22 protein-coding genes, 1 tRNA gene and 3 pseudogenes are annotated in these 26,097 nt (G+C 71.8%); 21 read left to right on the top strand and 5 right to left on the bottom strand.

Annotation, left to right across the window (positions count from 1 at the left end):
* The first annotated feature begins 96 nt into the window (after positions 1-96).
* Positions 97-735: a TetR/AcrR family transcriptional regulator gene (locus N8I84_RS14210; protein ID WP_263229877.1), complete on the top strand. Its 639-nt coding sequence runs from the start codon at positions 97-99 to the stop codon at positions 733-735.
* Positions 736-967: 232 nt separating this feature from the next.
* On the opposite strand, the gene N8I84_RS14205 is transcribed toward N8I84_RS14210, so the two are convergent.
* Positions 968-1,261: a hypothetical protein gene (locus N8I84_RS14205; RefSeq protein ID WP_263229876.1), complete on the bottom strand. Its 294-nt coding sequence runs from the start codon at positions 1,259-1,261 to the stop codon at positions 968-970.
* Here N8I84_RS14205 and N8I84_RS14200 point away from each other — a divergent pair.
* Positions 1,260-1,502: a hypothetical protein gene (locus N8I84_RS14200; protein ID WP_263229875.1), complete on the top strand. Its 243-nt coding sequence runs from the start codon at positions 1,260-1,262 to the stop codon at positions 1,500-1,502. The two genes, N8I84_RS14205 and N8I84_RS14200, sit on opposite strands and share 2 nt — an antisense overlap.
* Before the next feature lie 365 nt (positions 1,503-1,867).
* Positions 1,868-2,683 carry a class I SAM-dependent methyltransferase gene (locus tag N8I84_RS14195; RefSeq protein WP_263234756.1) on the top strand — a complete coding sequence of 272 codons (816 nt, stop codon included), beginning with the start codon at positions 1,868-1,870 and terminating at the stop codon, positions 2,681-2,683.
* Positions 2,684-2,814: 131 nt separating this feature from the next.
* Here N8I84_RS14195 and N8I84_RS14190 read toward each other — a convergent pair whose 3' ends face one another.
* Together N8I84_RS14190 and N8I84_RS14185 are read right to left on the bottom strand one after the other, a co-directional pair.
* A complete protein-coding gene (locus tag N8I84_RS14190) occupies positions 2,815-3,510 on the bottom strand; it encodes a DUF899 domain-containing protein (RefSeq protein ID WP_263229874.1) in 696 nt (231 codons plus the stop codon).
* A gap of 104 nt (positions 3,511-3,614) precedes the next feature.
* A complete protein-coding gene (locus tag N8I84_RS14185) occupies positions 3,615-4,502 on the bottom strand; it encodes an alpha/beta fold hydrolase (protein WP_263229873.1) in 888 nt (295 codons plus the stop codon).
* Positions 4,503-4,735: 233 nt separating this feature from the next.
* On the opposite strand from N8I84_RS14185, the gene N8I84_RS14180 reads away from it, so the two are divergent.
* From N8I84_RS14180 to N8I84_RS14130, 11 genes and pseudogenes are all read left to right on the top strand, one after another.
* Entirely contained in the window at positions 4,736-6,271 is a 1,536-nt protein-coding gene (locus tag N8I84_RS14180; RefSeq protein ID WP_263229872.1) for an alpha/beta hydrolase, read from the top strand.
* Positions 6,272-6,455: 184 nt separating this feature from the next.
* On the top strand, positions 6,456-7,232 hold the full coding sequence (locus tag N8I84_RS14175) for a TIGR03936 family radical SAM-associated protein (protein ID WP_263229871.1): 777 nt from the start codon (positions 6,456-6,458) through the stop codon (positions 7,230-7,232).
* A gap of 264 nt (positions 7,233-7,496) precedes the next feature.
* A pseudogene (locus N8I84_RS14170) lies at positions 7,497-11,544 on the top strand (Rne/Rng family ribonuclease).
* A gap of 278 nt (positions 11,545-11,822) precedes the next feature.
* The gene (rplU, locus tag N8I84_RS14165) at positions 11,823-12,143 is read left to right on the top strand and encodes a 50S ribosomal protein L21 (protein WP_004001309.1); all 321 of its coding nucleotides are present in this window, start codon (positions 11,823-11,825) and stop codon (positions 12,141-12,143) included.
* 14 nt (positions 12,144-12,157) lie between these two features.
* The gene (gene rpmA / locus N8I84_RS14160) at positions 12,158-12,412 is read left to right on the top strand and encodes a 50S ribosomal protein L27 (RefSeq protein ID WP_014672692.1); all 255 of its coding nucleotides are present in this window, start codon (positions 12,158-12,160) and stop codon (positions 12,410-12,412) included.
* Positions 12,413-12,550: 138 nt separating this feature from the next.
* Complete coding sequence (gene obgE, locus N8I84_RS14155; RefSeq protein ID WP_263229870.1) at positions 12,551-13,987, top strand: GTPase ObgE; 1,437 nt, start codon at positions 12,551-12,553, stop codon at positions 13,985-13,987.
* Between the two features lie 246 nt (positions 13,988-14,233).
* Positions 14,234-15,361: a glutamate 5-kinase gene (proB, locus tag N8I84_RS14150; protein ID WP_263229869.1), complete on the top strand. Its 1,128-nt coding sequence runs from the start codon at positions 14,234-14,236 to the stop codon at positions 15,359-15,361.
* 190 nt (positions 15,362-15,551) lie between these two features.
* Positions 15,552-16,055, top strand: a complete 504-nt coding sequence (locus N8I84_RS14145) for a hypothetical protein (RefSeq protein WP_263229868.1) — start codon at positions 15,552-15,554, stop codon at positions 16,053-16,055.
* A gap of 61 nt (positions 16,056-16,116) precedes the next feature.
* Entirely contained in the window at positions 16,117-17,403 is a 1,287-nt protein-coding gene (locus tag N8I84_RS14140; protein WP_200417354.1) for a glutamate-5-semialdehyde dehydrogenase, read from the top strand.
* 120 nt (positions 17,404-17,523) lie between these two features.
* A complete protein-coding gene (locus N8I84_RS14135; RefSeq protein ID WP_449334041.1) occupies positions 17,524-18,135 on the top strand; it encodes an SCO2584 family spore wall biosynthesis protein in 612 nt (203 codons plus the stop codon).
* A 155-nt stretch (positions 18,136-18,290) separates the two neighbouring features.
* Positions 18,291-19,357 (top strand): annotated as a pseudogene (locus N8I84_RS14130) (SCO2583 family membrane protein).
* Between the two features lie 151 nt (positions 19,358-19,508).
* Here the strand turns inward: N8I84_RS14130 and N8I84_RS14125 are convergent.
* A pseudogene (locus tag N8I84_RS14125) lies at positions 19,509-20,555 on the bottom strand (M48 family metallopeptidase); the annotation flags it as partial.
* Between the two features lie 118 nt (positions 20,556-20,673).
* Here N8I84_RS14125 and N8I84_RS14120 point away from each other — a divergent pair.
* From N8I84_RS14120 to N8I84_RS14090, 7 genes are all read left to right on the top strand, one after another.
* Entirely contained in the window at positions 20,674-20,829 is a 156-nt protein-coding gene (locus N8I84_RS14120; protein WP_200417350.1) for a hypothetical protein, read from the top strand.
* Positions 20,830-20,996: 167 nt separating this feature from the next.
* Entirely contained in the window at positions 20,997-21,152 is a 156-nt protein-coding gene (locus N8I84_RS14115) for a hypothetical protein (protein ID WP_181923042.1), read from the top strand.
* Between the two features lie 82 nt (positions 21,153-21,234).
* Positions 21,235-21,897 (top strand): nicotinate-nucleotide adenylyltransferase, encoded by a 663-nt coding sequence (nadD, locus tag N8I84_RS14110; protein ID WP_263229866.1) that lies wholly within the window; start codon positions 21,235-21,237, stop codon positions 21,895-21,897.
* A 16-nt stretch (positions 21,898-21,913) separates the two neighbouring features.
* The gene (locus tag N8I84_RS14105; protein WP_263229865.1) at positions 21,914-23,677 is read left to right on the top strand and encodes an LCP family protein; all 1,764 of its coding nucleotides are present in this window, start codon (positions 21,914-21,916) and stop codon (positions 23,675-23,677) included.
* A gap of 109 nt (positions 23,678-23,786) precedes the next feature.
* Positions 23,787-24,245, top strand: a complete 459-nt coding sequence (rsfS, locus tag N8I84_RS14100; protein WP_200417347.1) for a ribosome silencing factor — start codon at positions 23,787-23,789, stop codon at positions 24,243-24,245.
* On the top strand, positions 24,242-24,910 hold the full coding sequence (locus tag N8I84_RS14095; RefSeq protein ID WP_263229864.1) for a histidine phosphatase family protein: 669 nt from the start codon (positions 24,242-24,244) through the stop codon (positions 24,908-24,910). Before rsfS ends, N8I84_RS14095 begins: the two co-directional genes overlap by 4 nt.
* Positions 24,911-25,028: 118 nt before the next feature.
* A tRNA-Ala gene (locus N8I84_RS14090) sits at positions 25,029-25,101 on the top strand.
* 53 nt (positions 25,102-25,154) lie between these two features.
* Here N8I84_RS14090 and N8I84_RS14085 read toward each other — a convergent pair.
* A complete protein-coding gene (locus tag N8I84_RS14085; protein ID WP_263229863.1) occupies positions 25,155-26,063 on the bottom strand; it encodes a helix-turn-helix transcriptional regulator in 909 nt (302 codons plus the stop codon).
* Positions 26,064-26,097 lie beyond the last annotated feature (34 nt).

Here is a 26,097-nt window from a genome sequence, read left to right as displayed (position 1 = left end):
GCCCACTCGCAGTAAACGCGACTCAGATTGGGCTGTCAAGCCCAATCCGTGTCCATGTTGGGCCGCTGAGCCCAATCTGCGGGATAGGTTGGTGACATGCAGATGAACGATGGATCCCGTGATCTTCGCGGGCGCACGGGCAAGGGGCTGGCGACGCGAGGTCGCATCCTCGAGCACGCCGCGGACTTGATCTACGCGCGGGGGGTCCACGCGACGAACAACGAGCTGGTACGAAGAGCAGCGGGGGTCAGCGGCTCGCAGCTGAGCCACTACTTCGCGAACAAGGAGAGCCTGGTGCGCGCCGTCATCGACTGGCAGGCCGAGAGCGTGCTCGGCTTCCACCGAAGCGAACGGTTCGCCGGCTTCGACACGATCGAGGCGTACCAGGAGTGGGCGGACTTCTTCGTCGTCTCCGGTCGCCCGTTCGAGAACGGCTGCAGCCTCGGATCCCTCGCGAGCGAGATCGTCAAGACCGATCTGGATGTCCGCGACGACCTCACTCGTGTCTTCGCCGAATGGCGGGACATCTTCCGAGCTGGACTCGAGCGGATGCAATATGACGGACGACTCGACGCGTCGGCGGATCCGGCGCGACTCGCACACATGCTGATCGCCGCCTACCAGGGGGGCAGCCTGCTCGCGCAGATCGCCCGCGACGTAGCGCCATTGCGTGAGGCGCTGTATGCCGCGGTCGAGCATCTTCGCGCGTACACGACGTCAGACGACGTGGTGTGAACTTGATACGAAGCCCCGGCCTCTTGTTCCAGAGTGTGAACGTCTCGTGACGAGATCGGTAAGACCGTGGCGTCGGTAGGCGCTGACGAACTCGCGTGGCAGCGTAGCGAGCAGCGGTCGGAGGGCCAGCCGGCGGAACGGTCGAGCCTCCGGTCTGCCCGGCGGATCATGGGACCATCGACTCGGCGACCGGGCCGGTGTCTCGGCGGTGCGCGGATCCGGCCGTGATTGGTTACTTTCCGTCGACGCCGGGCTGGATCTCCAGCGTGAAGACCGCGTCCTCGGGGCCGGTGCCTTCTTCGCCCGCCCAGACGATCACGCGCACGTGCTGCTCGCTGACGCCGTTCACCTTCCACTCGGTCACAAGGTCGGTGGCGACGAGGGCGGCGACGTATCTGGCGTCCTCGCTCCGGGACTCGGTGGTGACCCTTCCCCGCCAGCGGTGGGAGGGGCCGCCGTGGGGGCGCCAGCCGTGCGAGCCGTGTGGCTCCTCCACTCGGTACGCCCACACCCTCTCGGTGCCCATGGCACCGATCCTGTCACCAAGGAGCCCTCATGCGCCGGATCGGATCGAGCCCGCCGAGCGGGGCAGTGCGACGGGGCAGCCCTCTCCGGACCTCATCCAGGCCGACGACGGGGAGTTCCTCGTGATCGGCAAGCTCGCCGCCGTGCTCCTTTCGGTCCTCCTCGGTCTCATGTGCTACGCCCACCTGCGGGAGCGCAGGAACGTCGTTCCGGGAGGCACGGTCGTGGCCCGGGATTCCTGAGACCGGGTATGCATGCGGCACGCCAGGCGGGGCGGCCTTCCGCGCGGCGTTCAGTACCAGCACGGGGCCAACAGTGCGCGAGCCGCGGTCGAATGTGGTCCTGGTGTCTTGTGCCAGCGGATGGACACGCACATCCAGGTCGGTCCGACCGGCGAGAAGCTGCTGCCTCTGACGGTCGAGAACGCCGCACCGGCGCCCGTGTCGCGTGGTCACGCGCACTGAGGGGGCGAGGCACTCGAGCGAGGACGAGGTGGCGGCTGCGCCGGCTGCGGTCGGTACCTGACTCCACTCATCGGGGCGCTTTGGAATCGATCACCTAGGCTGACGCGGTGACTGATGAGCAGGAGCGGGTGCAGCCGTCGGGAGTGTGGGCCACGGCGGTGGGGGTGGCCAGGGTGCGGGCGCTGGAGACCGAGCGGGAGAACGCGCTGTTCCGCGACCCACTGGCACAGGCCTTCGCCGCCGCCGGCGGCCTGTGGCCCTCCTCGCCGCCGCTGCCCGATGACGAGGCCGCGCGACGCCGCCGACTGGCCGTGTCGTTCTCCATCGTCATCAGGACGAAGTTTCTCGACGACCTGTTGCAGCAGGCCTCCGCGTCCGGGGTGCGGCAGGTCGTGCTGCTCGGCGCCGGCATGGACAGCCGGGCCTTTCGGATGGACTGGCCCGAGGGCACCCGGCTGTTCGAGGTCGACACCGCCGCGCCACTGGACTTCAAGGCTTCGGTGCTGCGCCAGGAGCGGGCCGTCGCACGCTGCGAGCGGATCACCGTCGCGGTCGATCTGCGTGAGGACTGGCCAGGCGCGCTGGCCGCCGCAGGGCACGACCCGGCGGTGCCGACCGTGTGGATCGCCGAAGGACTGCTGATCTATCTGCCCGAGGACGCGGTGGAGCTGCTGCTGGCCCGGATCGGCGCGCAGTCGGCGGCAGGCAGTCGGATGGGGCTGACGTTGGGCTCGCGCGGCGTGATCGAGCGCTTCGGCGCGGACGCCGTGCCGGGATCGGCGGCGTCCATGTGGGTCTCGGAGATGCCCGACGACCCGGTGGCCTGGCTGGCCGGGCACGGCTGGGAGGCCGACAGCTACACCCTGCGCGAGCGCGCTGCCGCCTACGGCCGCCCGATCAGCACCCCGCCGCAGCGCGAGGAGCGGCCCGGCGGACTGATCTCGGCGGTCCGCCGGTAGAGCGCCCCGTCAGCACCGCCCACCTTCGCCTGCCTGCGTCGCAGGGGCAGCTGGGCGGCTGGACTCCGCCCCCGGCTGCCCCCGACCGCATGTCATGGCACGGAGGCGCCCCGCTCATCGGCCGTGATCGGTCAGCCGCCGCCGGAGCCCGGGCCGTAGAGCGCGGCGATGTCCTCGGAGCTCGCCCACCGGCTGTAGGTGGGTGACTGAGGCCAGCCTTCGGGTGAGTCCTGCCATTCCTCCTGCCGTCCGTACGGCAGGAGGTCGATCAGCGCGAAGCTGTGACTGAGCTGCTCGGTGCCCCGGCCGTTGGTGTGCCAGGTGCGGTAGACGGTGTCGCCGTCGCGCAGGAACACGTTGACCGCGAATCCTCCGCCGGGCGGTGCGCCGACGTCGGCCCCGAAGGAGCTGTTGGCAGTCGAGTACCAGGTCATCCGGTTGCCGACCCGCTGCTTGTAGGCGAGTGCCTCTTTGATCGGGCCCTGGGTGACGACGACGAATCGCGCGTCGTAGTCGTCCAGGAACTCCAGGCGGGTGTACTGCGAGGTGAACCCCGTGCAGCCCGGGCACTGCCATTCCTTGCCGGCGAACCACATGTGGTTGTAGACGATCAGTTGCCTCTTGCCCTCGAAGACGTCCGCCAGCCGAACGGGGCCGTCCTCGCCCTCGAGGGTGTAGTCGGGCATCTCGACCATCGGCAGGCGACGGCGCTCGGCGGCGATGGCGTCGAGTTCCCGGGTCGCGGCCTTCTCCCGGGCGCGAAGTGCCTCGAGCCGGCGCTCCCAGGTTGCGGTGTCGACGACGGGTGGTAGTGCGTGGCTGGTCATGGTCGCTCGCCTCACAGAGCTCGTGCGCGGCTTTCGCTTGTCCAGAGGTAGACCGCACCGGGCTCCGGAACTCATCGGTCGCAGGCCGAACCGTCTCCGCCGGCTCACCGCCCGGCAGGGCCTGCGCGTCGTGCGAGCGCCGGGCGCGTTGCCCCGGTAGGGGTGGCGGTGGCGGCCTTGAGGATCAGGTCGGTGACGGCGTCGGGGCGGGCGATCAGAGACACGTGGCAGGTGTCGATCTCCACGGTGTGGGAACCGGCGCGCTTGGCCTCGAAGCGTTCCTGATCCGGACTGATGGTCATGTCCTGACGGCCGACGAGGGCCCAGGAGGGGATGTCCTTCCACGCCGCGACCTGGGCCTTCTCCGAGAACGCGGTGCTGGCCGCGGGCCGCTGGGTCACCGCCAGCAGATTCGCCTCGCTCGCCGGCAGGCAGGCGGCGAAGACCGGGTGCACCTTGTCCCGCTTGAGGTACAGGTCGGTTCCGCTGGCGTCGCCCGCTCGGTAGGGCACGGATGTGGTGGCGGTGCCCAGGGCGCTGGGGAAGCGGGCGGACAGCGACATGCCGCTTTCGCCCACGTCGGGCATCAGCGCTGAGATGTACACGAGGGACTTCACCCGGGGGTTGCCGGCTGCGGCCGTGCTGATCACGGCTCCTCCGTAGGAGTGGCCGACCACTACTACGGGGCCTTTGACGCTCTTGAGCACCGAGGCGATGTAGGCGGAGTCGCTGTACAGCCCGCGCAGTGGGTTGGCCGGGGCCATGACCGTGTAGCCGCGGCTCTCGAGCCGTTCGATCACCCCGCTCCAGCTGGAGCCGTCGGCAAAGGCGCCGTGCACCAGGACGATGGTGGGCTTGGGTTCGCTCGCGCCACTGTCTGCGACGGCCGGAGCCGCCGTGACCGCGCACAGGGCGGCGAAGGCGCATCCCGCCGCCGCGGTGCGGGAGCGATGCGTGCGGCGACGTATGCCGTGGACCGCGGATGTGGTCATGCCCTTCTCGCTTTCCTCTGGGGTGTACGCCATCAGCGTTGACGCATCGGTGCGGTGGAGCCCGCTCATCCGGTGCAATCGGGTGAAACCGGCGTCCCGGGCCGTCCGTTGAGCGACATGTCCTCCGCGCGGTGGCGGGGCGGCCCGGAGGTGGCCTGCGGGGGCAAACCCCCGTAGGGACAGGCACGTTGGCCGGATGGGAAGGGCGGTCGTGATCGGCGAGGCTCATCGGCATGAAGCAGACCAGCAGCACAAGAGCCGTCTGGACCGCCGTATCCGCCGCCGTCCTCTGTCTCGCCGCCCCGCTGACCGTCTCCCCGACCGCATCCGCATCCGCATCCGCGCCCGCGGAGGCCCCCTCCTTGAACTGGACCAGGTGCGAGGGCAGCGGGCTCGATCCCCGCCAGCGGTGTGCGTCCGTCGAGGTGCCGATGGACTACTCCGACCCCGGCGGCCGGAAGATCGACGTCGTGGTCTCCCGCATCCCCGGCGAGAAGCCGTCCGCCCGCCGCGGCGCGCTGCTGCTGATTCCCGGCGGTCCCGGAGGCTCAAGCCTCAACGACCCGTCGGGCAAGGGGCAGAAGCTGCCGCAGGAGGTGCGGGACTCCTACGACCTGATCGGTTTCGCGCCGCGCGGGCTCGCGCCCTCCACCTCTGTCAGCTGCGGTCTCGAACACGGCGACCTCGCCCTGTCGAAGCTGCGGCCCTGGCCCGCGGCGGACGGGTCGGTCACCGGGAACATGGCCACCGCGCGGCGGATGGCGGACGCCTGCGCGCGCAACGGCGGTGAGTTGATCCGGCACATCAGCACGGTCGACGAGGCCCGCGACATCGACCGCATCCGCGCCGCGCTCGGCGAGCGCAGGCTCTCCGCGTGGGGTGTCTCGTACGGTACGTACGTCGGCGCCGTATACAGCCAGTTGTTCCCGCAGCGCACCGACCGCGTCGTGCTCGACAGCAATGACGACCCCGATCCCGTGAGGGTCTCCCGGGGCTGGCTCGCCGCGTACGAGACCGGGGTCGAGGACACCTTCCCCGAGTTCGCCCGGTGGGCTTCGGCGCCCGGCAACCCTGACCGGGTGGCCGCGACGGCGGCAGAGGTGCGACCGCTGTTCCTGCGCCTGGCCGCACGCCTCGACCGCGCACCGATCCCCTGGCCGGGCGCCAACCCCGAGGAGCTGAACGGCAACGTGCTGCGCCAGGCGATGCTCGACAGCTTCTACACGCCCAGCCGTTTCCCCGCCCTGGCGAAGCTGATGCTGGCCGCCCGGAGCGGCACCGTCCCGCCCGCGCCCGCGGCACAGCCCGATGCGGTGCTGCAGAACGTCACCGCGGTCAGCGCCGCGACCATCTGCAACGACGTGGCCTGGCCCCGGTCGGCGGCCGCGTACCTCGACGATGTCGCCGTCAGCCGCCGCGAACACCCGCTGACCGCCGGCATGCCCCGGAACGCGATGGTCTGCGCCGCCTGGCCGTACCCGCCGGAGCAGGCGCCGGTCCGGATCGCGTCGAGAGGGCCGTCCGGCATCCTGCTCGTGCAGAACGCCCACGACGTCGCCACCCCGCTGAGCGGCGCGCGGAAACTCCGCGAGGCGTTCGGGGCGCGGGCCGTCATGGTGACCGTCGACTCCACCGGCCACGGCGCCTACCTGGCCAACGGGAACGCGTGCGGCGACCGCGCCGTCTCCCGCTTCCTGGCGACCGGAGAGCGGCCCGACCGGGACGTCCGCTGCCCGAAGGGGCCCTCACGCCGTGGCTCGTACGTGTGATCTTCGAGGTCTCCCACGGAGGGGTTTCGCGAGCCGGCACCGCCGGGCACCCGGAGATGCGGGTGCCCGGCGGGAACGTTTGGGCCGCCGGACACGTAATCTAGGTAGGAGTACCACCGCTCTCACGAAGGACTGAACGACACTGGGCAAGCGACAGCCCGAAGGCCCGCCGCCCGCACCCGCGGTGCAGCGCATTCGACTGCGTTACACCAAGCGCGGCCGCCTCCGGTTCACCAGCCACCGTGACTTCCAGCGCGCCTTCGAGCGTGCGTTGCGCCGTGCCGAGGTGCCGATGGCGTACTCGGCGGGGTTCACGCCGCATCCGAAGGTGTCGTACGCCAATGCCGCACCCACCGGCACGGGCAGTGAGGCGGAGTACCTGGAGATCGCGCTCACCGAGGCGCGCGATCCGGAGCGGCTGCGTGTCCTCCTCGACGAGTCGTTGCCCGCCGGGCTCGACGTCCTGGAGGCGGTCGAGGCCCGCACGTCGGGGCTCGCCGACCGGCTGACGGCCTCCGTGTGGGAGCTGCGGCTGGACGGTGTGGACCCGGCGGAGGCAGAGCGTGCCGTCGCGGCCTTCAACGCGGCCGAGAGCGTCGAGGTCCAGCGCCTGACCAAGAACGGCATGCGCACCTTCGACGCCCGACCCGCCGTCGCGAGCCTGGAGCGCGTCGAAGCGCACAGTTCGCCGGCTGATAGGCCGAGCGACCAGCCCTGTGCGATACTGCGGCTGGTTGTTCGGCACGTGACGCCTGCCGTACGACCCGACGACGTCCTGTCCGGTCTCCGCGCCGTGGCCGACCTGGCGCCGCCGGTCCCCGCAGCGGTGACCAGGCTGGCGCAGGGGCTGTTCGATGAAGAGACCGGCACGGTGACCGACCCGCTCGCGCCCGACCGCGAGGCAGCAGCGACCGAGCCGCATCCGGCCGCCGCCACTGCCGCCGCGACGGCGCCGGCGTAAGGAAGGTCCCGCGCAGGGACGTACGTCGTAGCGCCGCCCTCGTACTCGGGAGCCACCTGGGTCGGGCAGCGCACCGACCAGAAGACTTTCGCCAGGCCGTGCACAACAAGGAGTACGGAACCGGCGAGACAGGACACAGAGAGCTCCCGTGCGGCGCCCGCGCCCCGGACGGCGGCACCGCGCACAGCGCGAGCCGCGGACGTCAACGGCGATCCATGCCGGACCAGGCGCGGCGCCCGGGAGCCTGACGGGAGAAACGCCCGCATGCTCGAACCGACCGAACCCACCGAGGGTTCCGAGAACAACACCCCCAGCGACACCCTGCCGCCGCGCCGTCGGCGCCGCGTCGCCTCGCGCCCGGCGGGCCCGCCGAGCGCGGACGCCGTGACCGGTGAGGTCACGCTGCCCGACCCCGCGACCGGGGCCGGGCCGGCCATACCGGCGGAGGCGGAGCCCCCGGCCGCTGGGGCAGAAGAGACCGAGGAGACCGGGGCGGTGGCCGAGGCCGCCGTCTCCGGTGCCGCCGAAGCCGAGCCCGCCTCCGCGGAGGCGCCCGCTCCGGCTCGTGCGCGTCGGCGTGCCACGCGTCGTGCGTCGGCGCCCGCCGGGGCGCCCGCGACCGCCGAGGCCGTGGAGGTCGTCGTGCCCGCCGGTGGGGACGGCGCCGAGGAGTCCGAGGCCCCGGAGGCCGAGCCCGTCGCCGCGGCGGTGTCCGCTCCGGCCCGTCCGCGCCGGCGTGCCACGCGTCGGGCGTCGGCGCCCACCGGGGCGCCCGCGGAGGCCGAGGCCGTGGAGGTCGTCGTGCCCGCCGGTGGCGAAGCGCCCGAGACCCCCGCGGTCGAGGCCGAGCCGGTCGCCGAGGAGGCGCCCGCTCCGGCCCGTCCGCGTCGCCGTGCCACGCGCCGCGTCTCGGCGCCCTCCGAAGCGCCCGCCCCCACCGAGGCCGCGGAGCAGGAGCCGCCGCCGAGGCCGAGACGAAGACGGCCGAGCAGGCCCCCGCCGAAGAGCCCCAGGCCCCCGCCGCCGAAGAGCCCGCCCGCCGTACCCGTCGCCGTGCCACCCGCCGGGTGACCGCGTCGGCCGCCGCGCCCGAGGGCGCCGCCGACGAGGCCCCGCAGACCGAGGCCGCCGGGACGGCCGGCGCGAGCGAGAAGGCCGAGGCCGTAGAGGAAGGCGCCCACGCCCCCGCCTCGGCGACGGTCCCCGCCGCTGCCGAAGCCGAGCCGCCGCCGCGACGGTCCCCGCCGCCGAGGCCGAGGAGGCCGCCCCGCGTCGTCGCCGTCGTGTCGTCCGCAGGGCCGCCGGAGGCTTCTCCGAGCCCGCGCAGCCCGCCTCCGGCGCCGACGAGGCGTCCGAGGCCGCGCAGCGGCCCGCACGACCCGCCGTGGCCGTGTTCCAGGCGCCGGTGTTCACCGAGCCGATGTTCCAGACCCCGGAGCGGGCCGCCGCTGCCGCTGCCGCCGAGGCGGCGGAGCAGGAGGAGGCCGCCGAGGAGGAGACCGCCGGTGCGCGCCGCCGCCGTCGTCGCCGGGGCGGTGACGAGGAGCCCGTGGCCGTGGCGCCCGAGACCACCGACGAGGTGGAGGAGCCCGATGAGGCGGAGGAGTCCGCCGAGGGCGAGGAGGCCGAGGAGCCCGGTTCGCGTCGGCGCCGACGCCGTGGTGGCCGCCGCCGTCGCCGTGGTGAGTCCGCCGAGGCCGAGGGCGAGTCCGCGGAGGGTGACGAGACCGAGGAACTCGCCGCCGAGCAGGCCGCGCAGGACGCCGAGGACACCGCCGAGCAGGTGGAGGAGGACGACGAGGAGGCCCAGGAGCACGCCGAGGACACGGCGTCCTCCAGCAGCACCAGCCGTCGCCGTCGCAGGCGCCGCCGCCGGGCCGGTGACGTGCTCGTCGACAACGAGCCGACGCCTGACGACCCGGAGCGCACGGTCGTCAAGGTCCGCGAGCCGCGCAAGGCCGCCGAGCCGTCCGACGAGGTGCAGTCCATCAAGGGCTCGACCCGCCTGGAGGCGAAGAAGCAGCGCCGCCGGGAGGGCCGCGAGCAGGGCCGACGCCGCGTCCCGATCATCACCGAGGCCGAGTTCCTGGCCCGCCGCGAGGCCGTCGAGCGTGTGATGGTCGTCCGGCAGAACGGCGAGCGTACGCAGATCGGCGTACTCGAGGACGGCGTGCTCGTCGAGCACTACGTCAACAAGGAGCAGTCGACCTCGTACGTCGGCAACGTCTACCTGGGCAAGGTCCAGAACGTGCTGCCGTCGATGGAGGCCGCCTTCATCGACATCGGCAAGGGCCGCAACGCGGTGCTCTACGCCGGTGAGGTCAACTTCGAGGCGCTGGGCATGGCCAACGGCCCGCGTCGCATCGAGTCCGCCCTCAAGTCCGGGCAGTCGGTCCTCGTCCAGGTGACGAAGGACCCGATCGGCCACAAGGGCGCTCGCCTGACCAGCCAGGTCTCCCTGCCGGGCCGTTACCTCGTGTACGTCCCCGAGGGCTCGATGACCGGCATCAGCCGCAAGCTGCCCGACACCGAGCGGGCCCGCCTGAAGACCATCCTCAAGAAGATCGTCCCCGAGGACGCGGGCGTCATCGTGCGCACCGCCGCCGAGGGCGCGAGCGAGGACGAGCTGCACCGCGACGTCGAACGGCTCCAGGCGCAGTGGGAGGACATCCAGAAGAAGTCGAAGAACGGCAACGCCCCGACGCTGCTGTACGGCGAGCCGGACATGACCGTCCGGGTCGTGCGCGACATCTTCAACGAGGACTTCTCCAAGGTCATCGTCAGCGGTGACGAAGCCTGGGAGACGATCCACGGATACGTCGCGCACGTCGCGCCGGACCTCGCGCCGCGTCTGCAGAGGTGGACCAGCGAGGTCGACGTCTTCGCCACGTACCGGATCGACGAGCAGCTCGCCAAGGCGCTGGACCGCAAGGTGTGGCTGCCGAGCGGCGGTTCGCTGGTGATCGACCGGACCGAGGCGATGGTCGTCATCGACGTCAACACCGGCAAGTTCACCGGTCAGGGCGGCAACCTCGAGGAGACCGTCACCAGGAACAACCTGGAGGCGGCCGAGGAGATCGTCCGCCAGCTGCGGCTGCGCGACCTCGGCGGCATCATCGTGATCGACTTCATCGACATGGTGCTGGAGTCCAACCGGGACCTGGTGCTGCGGCGCCTGCTGGAGTGCCTGGGCCGGGACCGCACGAAGCACCAGGTCGCCGAGGTGACCTCGCTGGGCCTCGTCCAGATGACCCGCAAGCGGGTCGGACAGGGCCTGCTGGAGTCGTTCTCCGAGACCTGCGTGCACTGCAACGGCCGTGGCGTGATCGTGCACATGGACCAGGCGGCCGCGGCCGGCGGCGGCAAGCGCAGGAAGCGCGGCCGGGGCGGCGCCGAGGCAGAGCCCGAGACGCACGAGGCGGTCGCGGTCGAGGCCGAGGTCGAGGAGGCTTTCGAGGCCACGGTCGCCGAGCCCGAGGTCGCGGTTCCGGCGGCGCTGTCGGAGTCGGCCGTGACGGAGTCGCTGATGGACTCGGTCGCGCCGGACGAGGAGCTGTACAGCAGCGTGGCCGAGGCGGAGGCCGCCGCGTCCCGGGGCCGTTCGCGGCGCCGGGTGAGCCGGCGGGCGTCGGCTCCTGCGGGCGCCCCGCGGACCGAGGAGCGGGCGCCGAAGTCCCGTACGGACGAGCGCGCACCGAAGTCGCGGTCCGAGGCGGAGGCGGAGCCGGTGGCGGCCGAGGACCCGGTCGTCGAGGCGCCGGCGCCCGTCGAGGAGGAGGCCGCGCCCAAGGGCCGTACGCGCCGTCGGGCGACCCGCAAGGCGTCGGCGCCGGCCGGTTCGCCCACCGAGGCAGTGGTGACGGTCCCGGAGGCCGCGCCACAGCCCGCCGAGGAACCGGAAGCCCAGGCCCCGGCTCCGGCCGAGCCCGTGGCCGAGCAGGCCGCCGAGGCGCCCGTGGAGAGCGCTCCGGCCCGTCCGCGCCGCCGTGCCGTCCGCAAGGCCACGGCGCCGACCTCGTCGGAGGAGACGGCGGTCGTGGTCGTCCCGTCGGCGGCTGAGGCCCCGGCGGAGCAGACCGAGGCCCCGGCGGAGGCCGAGCCCGAGGCGGTGGCGCCCGCCAAGAAGGCGGCCCGCAAGACCGCCAAGAAGGCCACGGCGAAGAAGGCTGCCACCAAGAAGACGGCGGCCAAGAAGACGGCCGCGAAGAAGACCGCCGCGAAGAAGACGACCGCCAAGAAGGCGGCGGCCAAGAAGACGGCGGCGGCCGAGCAGTCGGCACAGCCGACCGTTTCGGTCACCACGGAGGACTGACCCTCCGACGCGACGGCATCGTCACGACGGCGGCCCGCCCGGAGAGATCCGGGCGGGCCGCCGTCGTGTTGGGGAGTGGCGGACAGGACCCGGTTTGACCCTTCCCGACCCGGCCCCGTAACCTTGACCGTCGGCGTGTCCACTGACGCGCCACATCCCCGTAAACCTCTTCCTCCCGGACGCGGGCCGCAAGGACCGGCCGGGAGAGGTCGCTCGCGCGTTTCGCAGGGCGGCTGGCCTGCGGGGGTGCCGTTCCCGAGCGAGAGAGTGAGTTCCGCGTGTACGCGATCGTGCGCAGCGGTGGTCGCCAGCACAAGGTTGCTGTCGGCGACATCGTCGAGGTTGACAAGATTTCCACCGCCAAGGTCGGCGACACGGTCGAGCTCTCGACCCTGCTCGTGGTCGACGGCGACTCCGTGACCAGCGACCCGTGGGTGCTGGCCGGCATCAAGGTCCAGGCTGAGGTCGTGGACCACCACAAGGGCCAGAAGATCGACATTCTGCGCTACAAGAACAAGACCGGTTACCGCCGTCGCCAGGGCCACCGCCAGCAGTACACGGCGATCAAGGTCACCGAGATCCCCACGGCTGCGAAGTAAGGGACTGAGAACAGATGGCACACAAGAAGGGCGCATCGTCCACCCGGAACGGTCGCGACTCCAACGCCCAGCGGCTCGGCGTGAAGCGCTTCGGCGGTCAGGTCGTCTCCGCGGGTGAGATCCTGGTCCGCCAGCGCGGCACCCACTTCCACCCGGGCGCGGGCGTCGGCCGCGGCGGCGACGACACGCTGTTCGCGCTGCAGGCCGGTTCGGTGCAGTTCGGCACCCACCGTGGCCGCAAGGTCGTGAACATCGTTCCCGTCGCCTGAATCTCCTGATTCACGGCTACGACCGAACGTTCAGCGAGGCGGACCTCACTTCCCGGTCGGGAAGGCGGGTCCGCCTTTCGCTTGTTGGACAGCTGTCGGACAGCACACACCCCGTACGTTTTCTGGAGGCACTGAACCATGACCACCTTCGTGGACCGCGTCGAACTGCACGTCGCCGCGGGTAACGGAGGCCACGGCTGTGCCTCCGTCCACCGTGAGAAGTTCAAGCCGCTCGGCGGCCCCGACGGCGGCAACGGCGGACGCGGCGGCGACGTCATCCTCACCGTCGACCAGTCGGTCACCACGCTGCTCGACTACCACCACTCCCCGCACCGCAAGGCCACCAACGGCAAACCCGGCGAGGGCGGCTTCCGCTCCGGCAAGGACGGCCAGGACCTCGTCCTGCCGGTCCCGAACGGCACGGTCGTACTCGACAAGTCGGGCAACGTACTGGCCGACCTGGTCGGCCACGGCACGTCGTACATCGCCGCCCAGGGCGGCCGCGGCGGCCTCGGCAACGCGGCGCTGGCCTCGGCCCGCCGCAAGGCGCCCGGTTTCGCGCTGCTCGGCGAGCCCGGCGACGTGCAGGACATCGTGCTGGAGCTGAAGACCGTCGCGGACGTGGCCCTCGTCGGCTACCCGAGCGCGGGCAAGTCCTCGCTCATCTCCGTGCTGTCCGCCGCCAAGCCGAAGATCGCCGACTACCCGTTCACCACCCTCGTCCCGAACCTGGGCGTGGTCGCCACGGGCTCGACCGTGTACACCATCGCCGACGTTCCCGGGCTCATCCCGGGCGCCAGCCAGGGCAAGGGGCTGGGCCTGGAGTTCCTGCGGCACGTCGAGCGGTGCAGCGTCCTCGTGCACGTGCTGGACACGGCCACCCTGGAGTCCGACCGCGACCCCGTCTCCGACCTCGACGTCATCGAGGAGGAGCTGAAGCAGTACGGCGGCCTCGACGACCGCCCGCGCATCGTCGTCCTCAACAAGATCGACGTGCCCGACGGCAAGGACCTCGCCGAGATGGTGCGGCCCGACCTCCAGGCCCGCGGCTACCGCGTCTTCGAGGTGTCCGCGGTGGCGCACACCGGGCTGAAGGAGCTGTCGTACGCCCTGGCCGACCTGGTCGCGAAGGCGCGTGCCGCCAAGCCGAAGGAGGAGGCGACCCGGATCGTCATCCGGCCGCAGGCCGTCGACGACGCGGGATTCACCGTCACGCGCGAAGCCGACGGGCTCTTCCGCGTGCGCGGCGAGAAGCCCGAGCGCTGGGTGCGCCAGACCGACTTCAACAACGACGAGGCCGTGGGCTACCTCGCCGACCGGCTGAACCGCCTCGGCGTCGAGGAACGGCTGATGAAGGCGGGCGCGAAGGCCGGGGACGGCGTCGCCATCGGACCCGAGGACAACGCGGTCGTCTTCGACTGGGAGCCGTCGCTGACGGCCGGCGCCGAGATGCTCGGACGACGTGGCGAGGACCACCGGTTCGAGGGCGTACGGCCTGCCGCGCAGCGGCGCAAGGAACGGCAGGCCGAACACGACGAGGCGCAGCAGGAGTTCGACGACTTCGAGCCGTTCTGACAGCCGCCGCGGCAGCGGGGGGCCGGCCTCCCGCTGCCCGCCGTGCTGCGCCCGAAGGCCTCCTCACACGCGTTCGCCGGGCTGCGGGTCGAGGCGGGCGTGCCGGGGTGCGGCTGGTGACGTCTCGGTGACCGGGCGGCGCGCTCCGGTCACCGTCCGCTTCCTGGACCGGTGCGCGGCACCCGTGCGTCTTCGCGTAGATTGCCGGACGGGAGCGGGTATCGCGCGCGAGGGGAAGAACAGCAGGTGGCAGGCGCAAGACAGGCCGTGGAAGAGGCCCACAGGATCGTCGTCAAGGTGGGCTCCTCCTCACTGACCACGGCCGCGGGCGGGCTCGACGCCGACCGCGTCGACGCCCTCGTCGACGTGCTCGCCAAACACCGCAGCGGAGGGGAGAGAGAGGTCGTCCTCGTCTCCTCCGGTGCCATCGCCGCCGGCCTCGCGCCTCTCGGCCTGCGCCGCCGCCCCCGCGACCTGGCCCGCCAGCAGGCCGCCGCCAGCGTCGGCCAGGGCCTCCTGGTCGCGCGCTACACGGCCTCCTTCGCCCGCTACGGCATCCGCGTCGGCCAGATCCTGCTGACCGGCGACGACACCAGCCGTCGCGCCCACCACCGCAACGCCTCCCGCACCCTCGACAAGCTTCTCGCGATGGGCGCGCTGCCGGTCGTCAACGAGAACGACACCGTCGCCACCGACGAGATCCGCTTCGGCGACAACGACCGCCTCGCCGCGCTCGTCGCCCACCTCGTCCACGCCGACCTGCTGGTCCTGCTGTCGGACGTGGACGGCGTCTACGACGGGGATCCCAGCAGGCCCGGCACCTCGCGGATAGCGGAGGTGCGGGGCCCGGAGGACCTGGCGCACGTGGAGATCGGCAGCGCGGGCAAGGCCGGCGTCGGCACCGGCGGCATGGTCACCAAGGTCGAGGCGGCCCGCATCGCGGCGGCGGCCGGCATCCCCGTGGTGCTCACCTCCGCCGTGCACGCCGCCGACGCCCTCGCGGGGCGTGACACCGGCACGTACTTCCACCCCACCGGCAAGCGCTCCGCGGACCGGCTGCTGTGGCTGCAGCACGCCTCCACCCCGCAGGGCGCCCTCACCCTCGACGACGGAGCCGTGCGCGCGGTCGTCGAAGGCCGCAAGTCGCTGCTGCCCGCCGGCATCGCCGCGGTCGAGGGCGACTTCAGCGCGGGCGACCCCGTCGAACTGCGTGACAGCGAGGGGCGTGCGGTCGCACGCGGGCTCGTCAACTTCGACGCCAAGGAGATCCCCCGGCTGATCGGCCGCTCGACCAGGGAACTGGCGCGCGAACTCGGCCCCGCCTACGAACGCGAGGTCATCCACAGGGACGACCTGGTCGTCCTGCACCCGTGAAGCCGTAAGCCCGCGTTCCGCGCCCGAGCGACAGGCCGAAAGTCCTGCCCCGCGGGCCCAGTCCGGTGAGGGACGTTCCGCAAAAACGCCCCACGGGCCCGCGCGGCCTGCTCCACTGGGTCTGGGGGACCGGTCGACCGACCGGGTCCCCGGCACCCATTCCGGACGAGCACCGCGTAAGGAGGCCGTCGTGAGACGAGTGCGCCCGGGGGCGGCGTCCCGCGGTGGTGGCACTTCCGGTGCCTCCCGGGGCGGCGGCCCGCGCAGGGGGGACGAGCAGCGCCCGCTGACCAGCGTCCCGGCCGGGGAGGCGTACCAAGAGCCCGCCGACGCGCGCCAGGAGCCCGGCGAGATGCCCCGGCTGTGGCACGTCACGCTCAGCGTCTCGGGTGAGGAGGCACCGCTGAAGGAGGTGCGGCGCTCCCTCGAACAGCTGGCCAACGACCACCCCTTCCTGCTGACCAGCCGCTACGCGTGCGACCACGCCGAGATCCGCTACTGGGAGGAGGCCCGCGACCTGCATGACGCCGCCGCGGTCGCGCTGCGCCTGTGGGGCGAGCACCGGCAGAGCGCGGGGCTGCCGCCCTGGGAGATCGTCGGCCTGGAGGTCGTCGACCGCGACACCTACCACCAGCGGGTCACCGAGGGATACGGGCCGCCACCGGCCACACCGGTCGGAGTTCACCCGTTTTGAGCGCGTCTCGGTGTGTGGGACGAGCCCTGAACGGGGATGTCCGGCGCACTACGCTTCCCTCATGACCACGCTCTCGCCGTACGACTCCATGTCCCCGGTGGCCCAGGCCGCCTACCGTGCCCGGGCCGCCGCCGCAGACCTCGCGCCGCTGCCGCGGTCCGAGAAGGACGACGCGCTGCTCGCCATGGCGGACGCGCTGGAGGTCCGCACGAGTGAGATCGTCGAGGCCAACGCGAGGGACATCGCCAAGGCCCGCGAGGCCGGCACGAGCGAGGCGATCATCGACCGGCTCACGCTCACACCCGAGCGGGTCCGGGCCATCGCCTCCGACGTCCGGGACGTCGCCGCCCTGCCGGACCCGGTGGGCGAGGTCGTCCGCGGCTCCACGCTGCCCAACGGCATCGACCTGCGCCAGGTCCGCGTCCCGCTGGGCGTCGTCGGGATCATCTACGAGGCCCGGCCGAACGTGACCGTCGACGCCGCCGCCCTGTGCCTGAAGTCCGGCAACGCGGTCCTGCTGCGCGGCTCCTCCTCCGCCTACGAGTCGAACGCCGCGCTCGTACGGGTGCTGCGCGACGCCGTGGGCGGGGCCGGCCTGCCCGCCGACGCCGTCCAGCTCGTGCCCGGCGAGAGCCGCGAGTCGGTGCGCGAGCTGATGCGGGCCCGCGGCCTGGTCGACGTGCTCATCCCGCGCGGCGGCGCCTCCCTGATCCGCACGGTCGTCGAGGAGTCCACCGTCCCGGTCATCGAGACCGGCACCGGCAACTGCCACGTCTACGTCGACGCGCGGGCCGACATCGACATGGCGATCGACATCCTGATCAACTCCAAGGCGCAGCGGCCGAGTGTCTGCAACGCCGCCGAGACGCTGCTGGTCCACCAGGACATCGCGCCCGAGTTCCTGCCGCGCGCCCTGGACGCCCTCGCGGACGCAGGGGTCACCGTGCACGCCGACGAGCGCGTGATGGCGTACGCCAAGGACTCCCGGGCCACGGTGGTGGAGGCGACCGCCGACGACTGGGACACCGAGTACCTGTCGTACGACATCGCCGCCGCGGTCGTGGACTCGCTCGACAAGGCCGTGTCGCACATCCGGCTGTGGAGCTCCGGCCACACCGAGGCGATCGTCACCACCTCGCAGCAGGCCGCCCGCCGATTCACCCAACTGGTCGATTCCACGACGGTCGCCGTGAACGCCTCGACGCGCTTCACGGACGGCGGCCAGTTCGGCTTCGGCGCGGAGATCGGGATCTCCACCCAGAAGCTGCACGCCAGGGGTCCGATGGGCCTGCCGGAGCTGACCAGCACCAAGTACATCGTCACCGGTGACGGACACGTACGGCGCTGAGCGAGCGCTCGTTCCGCAGGGCGGTGCCGATTCCTGACACCCGCCCGTGAACCGTCTCGCCAGTCGGATGAATTTCCATACCGTCTGCCCAAATTGACCCCCCAGGTCTACTCTGGATCCGTGCCGGAGGACGTGGGGGGCACGCCGTTCGCTGACGGCCCGGAGCCCGACGACGACCGCGACCGCGGAGCGATGGACGAAGAGTTCGCCTCCGCGGTCTTCGACGAGGCCTGGATACGGGCCGCCGTGGTCCACGAGCCGACGGCCGTGGAAAGACTCCTCGCCGCCGCCCAGGCCCGCGCCGACGCCCAGGAGGCGGAGGCGCGCCGGGCACGCGGCAGGGCCGCACGGGGCGACGACGAGCGCTACGACGACGGATTCGGTCCCGACGACGGCTTCGGCCACGGCCTGGACCCCGACGACCTGGACGACATGGACGTCCTCGACGGCCGCTACGGCACCGTGGGCCCCTTCGGCAGGGCCTACGGCAAGGGCGCCCGCTGGCACCGCCCTGTCGCCTGGATGCTCGCCCTCGTCATGGGCATCGGCATGGTCGCCCTGGCCTTCACCGCGGTGTACCGGGGCGGGTCCTCCAGTCGTCAGGACCAGGTCCCCACACCCGCTTCGACCGGTCTGGAGCAGGGCCAGGAAGCCGGCGCGGGCACCACCGGCCCCTCGGCCTCCGCGGACTACTCGCCCCCCGCGTTCTCAGCGGTGCCGCGGACCCCCTGACCCTCCGCATCGGGGCGTTCCACAAGCTCACGGGCGTTGGGCCGAACCGCCCCGACCCAGCGTTCGAAACGCGTTCCAAAACCTGGTGAGGACCTGTCAGAACTTGTGGTGTACCAGGGCGTTTACCCGGGCTCCCGGAGACCTACTCTGAAGATATGGGCGGGCCTGGAGACCCACCTGAGGGGCTGCCCGAGGGTGCTCCAAGTGGTGGCGAGGACGAGTACCGATCCGTCGTGTTCGACGAGTCGTTCGTGCGGGCTGCCCGCCTCCAGGAGTACTCCGCCCAGGAGCGGATGGCCGACCACGCCCCCGCCGTGCGCCGGCGGCCGCTCCTGCACCGGGCACTGCCCAGACAGGCGCTGATCCTCGTCCTGCTCATAGCCGTCGCCTTCGCCACCGCGATCTACATGGGCGTGCGCCACCCGTACCAGGCGCCCAGGGCGCAGACCGCCGAACCGCTGCGCATGACGGTGATACCGCTGGCCCCGCAGTCCGCCGTACCCGGCGCCACGGACCCCGAGGCGCTGTACGCGCACAGCCCCGCCGCGCAGTTCCGCGTCGGCGCCCAGGGCATCACCTTCCCCGCCGCCCGGCGTACCGCGCACTTCTCCGAGAGCCAGGTCTACGCCGCCCTGACCAACGCGAAGAACTACCTGGTCGCGTCCTCCCTCGACCCGGCCGTCCTCACCGGCGGCGCCGTGCGCCCGGTGCGCCTGCTGCTCGATCCGCAGCAGTTCGACCAGTTCGACCAGAGCTTCTCCCACCCGGCCTCGGACGGGCGGCACGCGGCCACCGGCTGGCTGGTCCGCTTCGATCCCTCCCGTGCCCGGCTGGCCGACCCGGACATCCGCGTCCAGGGCACGCTGCAGGCCACGGAGGCCGACTCCGACACGCTGGAGGTCAGCGCCGACCACACCGTGGTGTACGCGCTGAAGCCGGCCGGCTCCGACGCCAAGGCGAAGGCGTCGCTGTTCACCGTGCGCCGCGAGCTGACGTTCCGCTTCGACCGTGACGACCTGCGCCTGAACCAGGCGGAGCTGGTCGCCGCCTACGTACAGGCCGGACCGCTCGCCTGCGCCGAGGACACCGGCAGCCACCTCCGGCCGCTGCTCGCCGGTCAGACCGCCAAGGCGGGCGGCCCGGCGGCACCGACCCCTTCGCGACGGGCAGCGCGACGGCCGTGTGCGGCACGCTGTCGGCGAGCGCGGAACCGAAGGTATAGGGACCGCCCGCCGGGCCCGTCGCCCCTCACCAGGCCCGCCCGGGCGGAGGCCGTCAGTCCTTGCCGTAGGGGTCCTCGTCGCCCGGGTGGATGTCGCCCGTGTGGCTGTCGCCCGGGCGGCTGTCGTCCGGCTCGCGCGGCGCGTCCTTGGGGCGCTGCCCGCGAAGCCCGCGAAGCCGCGTCGCACCCGGTCGCCGAGGTCGCCGGCGCCGCCCGCGAGGTCGTTGACCAGCTTCATCAGCGGGTCCTTGGACTGCCTGACCTCGTTCGCGTAGCTCGCCGCCGACTGCCGGAACGAGTCCGACACCGAGGTGTCCCCGTCCTCGCTGCGCCGCGTGTAGTGACCGTCCATGATCCGCTGGTGGTCGCGGGAGGCCGCCCACTTCTTCAGCTCGGCCGCGCGGACCGTGGTGAAGGGGTGCGTACGCGGCAGCACGTTGAGGATCTTGAGCACGGAGTCGCGCAGATCGCCCCCGGCCTCGTACTCCTCGGCCTGCTCGAGGAACGCGTCCACGTTCATCTCGTGCAGATGGTTGCCACCCGCCATCTTCATCAGCCCGCGCATCGAGGCCTGCAGATCCTGCCCGACCAGCAGACCGGCGCGGTCGGCCGACAGCTCAGACTTGCGGAACCACTCCCGCAGCGCGGTCACGATCGCCATGATCGCCAGGTTGCCCAGCGGGATCCAGGCGATCCGGAGCGCGAGGTTGGTCAGGAACAGCAGGATGGTCCGGTAGACGGAGTGGCCCGAGAGCGCGTGCCCGACCTCGTGCCCGACGACGGCCCGCATCTCCTCCTCGTCCAGCAGCTCCACGAGTCCGGTCGTCAGGACGATGATCGGCTCGTCGAGGCCGATGCACATGGCGTTCGGCTGCGGGTCCTGCGTGACGTACATCGGCGGGACCTTCTCCAGGTCCAGGATGTAGCAGGCGTCCCGCAGCATGTCGTGCAGGTGGGGGAACTGCGCGTCCGAGACCCGCACCGAGTCGGAGAGGAACAGCAGCCTGAGACTGCGCTCCGGCAGCAGACCGCTGAGGGCCTTGAAGACCGTGTCGAAGCCGCTCAGCTTCCGCAGGGCCACCAGGGCCGAGCGGTCCGCCGGGTGCTCGTACGCGCGCGAGGAGATACCCGGAAAACGCCTGCGCTGCCTGCTCGGCATCTGCTCGTGAGCGTTCTGACCCTGACCGTCGTCGGACATGCGTTCCCCCATGTGTCTGATGGTTCACCATGCGCGGCCCGCGTGATGCGCCCCCGAAGCGGTGTCCAGCCTAGGCGGAGATACCGTGACAGGGCAGCACACCGTAAGGAGCGATCTCATGGAGCACATCAGCGCCGCCTGGCTCACCGAGGCAGCGACGGCCGCCAGCCGACAGGGCCCGGGCAACCTGCTCCGAGTCGTCCTGATCGTGATGGTCCTCGGCTGCGTCCTGACCGGCTGGTTCCTGCTGCGGGGCTACAAGCGCAAGGACTGACCCGGGCGCCGCGCGGGGGCGCCCGGCGGGCGGGAACCGCCGGCCCGGGCAGCCCGATGCCCCGCAGTCCGCGTCCAACGGCGGAGTCGCCGTGATGCCCGCGAACGCGCCCGCATACGATGAGCCGACGTCTTTATCCCGCCCACACCGGATAGGTACTGCCGAAGATGAGCTTCCACAGCACCGCTGCCCAGTTGGCCACCCTCGCCGAGGGCGAAGGCGAGCGCCACGCGAGCATCAGCCCCTTCATGACCGGCGGAGGCGCCCTCGTCATCCTCCTGCTGCTGCTGTGGATCACCACCCGCTTCAACCGCGACCGCTGAGCCGAGGCCAAGAGCCCGTCCCGGCCGCTCGCGGGGGCCTGTCGGCCGGTGCCCGGCGGCCGGGCCGGTAGGGTCTGCACGCATGGGAGAGCAGCACACACCCACCGGTCCGGCGAAGGGCACGGGACCCGGCCCCGGCAGCGGGCCGTCGAACCCGGGCAAGCGCCGCCTCGGCGTCATGGGCGGAACGTTCGATCCGATCCACCACGGCCACCTGGTCGCGGCCAGTGAGGTCGCCGCCCAGTTCCACCTCGACGAGGTGGTGTTCGTGCCCACCGGCCAGCCGTGGCAGAAGAGCGACCGCAAGGTCAGCCCCGCCGAGGACCGCTATCTGATGACGGTCATCGCGACCGCCGAGAACCCCCAGTTCTCGGTGAGCCGCATCGACATCGACCGAGGCGGTCCCACCTACACCACGGACACCCTGCGTGATCTGAAGGCGCTCAACCCCGACACCGACCTCTTCTTCATCACCGGCGCCGACGCGCTCGGCCAGATCCTCACCTGGCGTTACACGGACGAGTTGTTCTCCCTGGCCCACTTCATCGGCGTCACCCGCCCCGGTCACACCCTCGCCGACCCGGGCCTCCCCGAGGGCGGCGTCTCGCTCGTCGAAGTTCCCGCGCTCGCCATCTCGTCCACAGACTGCCGTGCGAGAGTCGCCAAGGGCGAACCCGTCTGGTACCTGGTGCCGGACGGCGTGGTGCGGTACATCGACAAACGGCAGCTGTACCGCGGCGAGTGAGCCGAGAGGGGCACCGGTGAACGACCGATACGACGGATACGCGGGCGGCGACCAGTACGAGCTCGTCGGCTATGACGAGTTCGGGCAGCCTGTGTACCGGCAGGTGCCCGCACAGCGGACCCCGCAGGGCTACGACCCGTACGGCACACAGCCCGACCAGCAGCACCAGGGATACGGCTACGACCCGTACGCGACCGGCACTCAGCAGTCCGTGGGGCCCTACCAGACCGGTCGGCAGCAGCCGGAGTCCTCCCATGACACCGGCCGACAGCCCCCCGCCGCGCCTTACGACCCCTACGCCCCGTACGGCACCACGACCGCCGCCGGCCACGACCCCTACGGCCGGTCCGCGACCAGTGGCCGGCAGCCGCGCGTCACCGAGCAGACCGCCTACATCCCGCACCAGGCCGGTCCGGCCGACAGCGTCCCGGGGCACGCCCCCGGGACCGGCTTCGCCGGCGACGGCACGCCCGCAGGCGGCGAGACTTCCGAGCCGCACGGCGACCGCGACTACCGCACCGAGCAGTTCGCCTTCGTCGAGGAGCCCGACGGCGACTCCGAGGACGTCATCGACTGGCTGAAGTTCACCGAGAACCGCACCGAGCGCCGCGAGGAGGCCCGCCGCCGCTCCCGCAGCCGGATCATCGCCCTGGCCGTCGTGCTCGCCCTGGTGGCGGTCGGCGGCGTCGGCTACCTCTGGTACGCGGGCAAGCTGCCCGGCCTCTCCTCCGGTGGCAAGTCCGGCACGACGACGACGGCCGCGACCGCCCAGAACCGTGATGTGATCGTCGTCCACCTGCACAACACCAAGGGCGGCGGCACTTCCACCGCGCTGCTCGTCGACAACACCACCACCAAGCAGGGCGCCACCGTCCTGCTGCCCAACTCCCTGGCCCTGACCTCGGACGACGGCAGCACGACCACCCTCGCCAAGTCGGTCGCCGACGACGGCTCCTCCGGCACCAGCGACGCCATCGACTCGGTCCTCGGCACCAGGATCGAGGGCACCTGGCGCCTCGACACCCCCTACCTGGAGAACCTCGTCGAACTCGTCGGCAACATCGAGGTCGACACCAACGCCGACGTCCCCGACCCCGGCGCCAAGAAGAAGGGCGGCGCGCCCCTCGTGCACAAGGGGCAGGACCAGACCCTCAGCGGCACGATGGCCGTCGCCTACGCCACCTACCGCGCCACCGGGGAGTCCCAGGACGCCCAGCTCGAGCGGTTCGGCCAGGTGATGCAGGGGGTGCTGCGCAAGATGTCCTCCGACCCGCAGGCCGCGACGACCACCGTGCAGACGCTCGCCCAGATCCTCGACCCCTCGCTGACCGACAACGACCTCGGCACCTTCCTGGCCAAGCTCGCGGATCTCGCCAAGGACGGCGACTACAAGACCGCACTGCTTCCGGTCCAGTCCGACGGCACCATCGGCCAGAAGGCCACCGACACCGTGGTCAAGACGCTGCTCGGTGGCACCGTGAAGAGCCCCCAGGCCGGTGACGCCGTCCGCGTCGGCATCGAGAACGCCACCGGTTCCCAGGCCGCCGCCGAGCAGGCCCGTGTCGTCCTCGTCAACGGCGGCTACACCTCCGTCGACGCCGGCACCGGCCCGGCCCGGGCGACCTCCCAGGTGACCTACGCCGACGACGGCGACAAACAGAACGCCATCGAGGTCGCCAAGACCCTCGGTCTGCCCACCAGCGCCGTCAAGAAGGGCACGGGCGCCTCGAACGCGAACGTCTCGGTCGTGCTCGGCAAGGACTTCAAGCCGTCCTCGTGACGTGGGCCACACTCCGGCCGCCGGGGCGTGCTCCATTAATCACATGGGGTGCCGTCGGCGGTCCGTGAGACCCTTGAGGTATCACTGACCGCCGACGGAAAGCCTTGTAGTGACCGCCACGGACCGCTCTCTGGAACTCATCAACACCGCCGCCCAGGCGGCCGCCGACAAGCTCGCGCACGACATCGTCGCCTACGACGTCAGCGATGTGCTGTCGATCACGGACGCCTTCCTCCTGGCCTCGGCTCCCAACGACCGTCAGGTCAAGTCGATCGTCGACGAGATCGAGGAGCGGCTGCTCAAGGAACTCGGCGCCAAGCCGGTACGCCGCGAGGGCGACCGCGAGGCCCGCTGGGTGCTCCTGGACTACGTCGACATCGTGGTGCACGTCCAGCACAGCGAGGAGCGCGTCTTCTACGCGCTGGAGCGGCTGTGGAAGGACTGCCCCGAGCTGGACCTGCCGCCCGACGCCAAGGCCACTCGCGGCAAGGCCGCGGAGCACGCCAGGCTGCAGGCCGCCCAGGACGCCGCCGAGCTGGACGCGCAGCTGGGCGGGGAGCTGCGGTGACGGCAGCAGGCACCAGCACGGGGAAGAAGGGCCGGGGGCGCCGGATCATCCTGTGGCGCCACGGTCAGACGTCCTGGAACGTGGAGCGCCGCTTCCAGGGCTCCACGGATGTCGAACTGACCGAGACCGGCATCGGCCAGGCCCGCCGCTCCGCGCGCCTGCTCGCCTCGCTGAAGCCGGACGCCATCGTCGCCTCCGACCTCAGGCGCGCCGCCGCCACGGCCGCCGAGCTGGCCACGCTCACCGGCCTGGAGGTCACCCTGGACGAGGCCCTGCGCGAGACGTACGCGGGCGTCTGGCAGGGGCTGACCCACGAGGAGATCATCGCCCTGCACGGCGAGGAATACGCCGCCTGGAAGCGCGGCGAGCCCGTCCGCCGCGGCGGTGGCGAGCTGGAGACCGAGGTCGCCGACCGGGCCGCCCCCGTGGTGCTCCGCCATGCCGAGAAGCTCCCCGTGGACGGCACGCTCGTGGTGGTCAGCCACGGCGGCACGATCCGCACCACCATCGGCCGCCTGCTCGGCCTGGAGGCCCAACACTGGGAGAGCCTCGGCGGTCTCTCCAACTGCTGCTGGTCCGTCCTCGGCGAAGGCTCCCGCGGCTGGCGCCTCCTCGAACACAACGCGGGCACCCTGCCGGAACCGGTCCTCGGCGACGACGACTGAGCGGCCTCGCGGTGCTCCTGGCCCGGATTTCACTTTCTGGCAGGTCGCAGGCTAAAGTTCTTCTTGTTCGCCCCGCCGAGCGGGGCGAAACACCATGCGGCTCCGCCGCGTGGCACGAGGGGCTATAGCTCAGTTGGTAGAGCGCCTGCATGGCATGCAGGAGGTCAGGAGTTCAATTCTCCTTAGCTCCACGGATCGGCACTCTGTTGAGTTGTCAAAGATCGATGATCAGGATCCCGTCCCGTCAAGGGGCGGGATTTTCTGTATTCCGAATGCGGACGGCCTCCCCGGCCTCGCCGTCCGGCGACGGCCACAGCCGCTGCCTCCGCGCTCTGAGCAGTGCGACCTTCTCGCGAGCCTCCTCGTTCTCCGGCGTGTACGCCACGATCCTGCACTCCGGCATTCCGTCGATCGACAGGGACAGCGAGGTCATCCTCAGCTCGCCCACCGCCTTGTGACGGAAGGTCTTCACCCGCGGCCCGGGCGGGGTCACCTCGCCGCTCGCCCACAGCTCCGCGAAGTACGCACTGGCCGCCGACAGCTTGCGTATGAAGTCCTCCCACGCCGGCTCGCCCACATGTCTGCCGTACGCGGAGCGAAGGGTGGCCACCATCACCGGCAGCTCGCTGTCCCGGTGCACCACCGGGCAGGCCTCCTCGGGCACCATGAACAGCGTCCACAGCGCGTTCGCCGCGCCGATGTCCGGCGTCCTCGGAATCCGGAACAGGTCGCCGTAGGCGGCGTTCGTGGCGAGGACGTCGTAACGCGAGTTGTAGACCACCGCCGGACGCGGGTCCAGGGCGTCGATGACGTCCAGCACGTCCTGGCCGACCCGCTGGGGCAGCCGTTCCCCGCCCCCGTCGTAGGGCACCTCCGCCAGGTGGTACAGGTGCTCGCGCTCCGGCTGGTCCAGGCGCAGCGTGCGCGCCACCGCGTCCAGGACCTGTGGCGAGGCGTTGATCGGGCGGCCCTGCTCGAGCCATGTGTACCAGGTCACACCCACCCCGGAGAGCTGCGCCACCTCCTCGCGGCGCAGGCCCGGCGTCCGGCGCCGCAGTCCCGGCGGCATGCCCACGTCGGCCGGTGTCACCCGGGCCCGCCTGCTGCGCAGGAAGGCGGCCAGCTCCGGCCTGCGGCGCTGTGTCGTCCTCATGGTCCCCCACATCCCCCGTCTCCATCGTCGGGAC

This window comes from Streptomyces cynarae, from assembly GCF_025642135.1.
In the GTDB taxonomy this organism is placed as follows: Bacteria; Actinomycetota; Actinomycetes; order Streptomycetales; family Streptomycetaceae; genus Streptomyces; species Streptomyces cynarae.
Note: the sequence above shows the minus strand (reverse complement) of the source record. Positions and strands in the feature narration are given on the sequence as shown.